This window comes from Pseudoalteromonas sp. S3178 (genome assembly GCF_005886985.1).
GTDB classification, from domain to species: domain Bacteria; phylum Pseudomonadota; class Gammaproteobacteria; order Enterobacterales; family Alteromonadaceae; genus Pseudoalteromonas; species Pseudoalteromonas carrageenovora.
Map to the genome: position 1 here is coordinate 1 of NZ_PNCW01000414.1, position 302 is coordinate 302.

Sequence of the window (302 nt, forward strand, 5' to 3'; positions counted from 1 at the left end):
GAGCAGCTTTCAAGCAATTTATTAATCACCCAAAGTGCCAAACAAAATACTTTGGATGAAAAACTTCTTGTCAACGAACTCAAGCGTATTGCGGCGCAGTATGACTTAGTTACGGCTTCTTGGGCTAACCGCGAAACCAAGCAATATTGGAATCAAAACGGCTTTCTGCGAGTACTAAATAGAGAGCAGGATGGTTGGTTTTTCGGCTTTACCACTAGTGGCTCGGCTTACTCTATTAGTATCTATCAAGAAGCGCCGGGCGATGTGAAAATGTTTGTAAACCATCAACAGCTAAACGGTGT

Annotated in this window: 1 pseudogene; it reads left to right on the forward strand. The window is 42.7% G+C overall.

What is annotated here, in order from left to right:
- Positions 1 to 302 (forward strand): annotated as a pseudogene (locus CWC11_RS21530) (methyl-accepting chemotaxis protein); the annotation flags it as partial.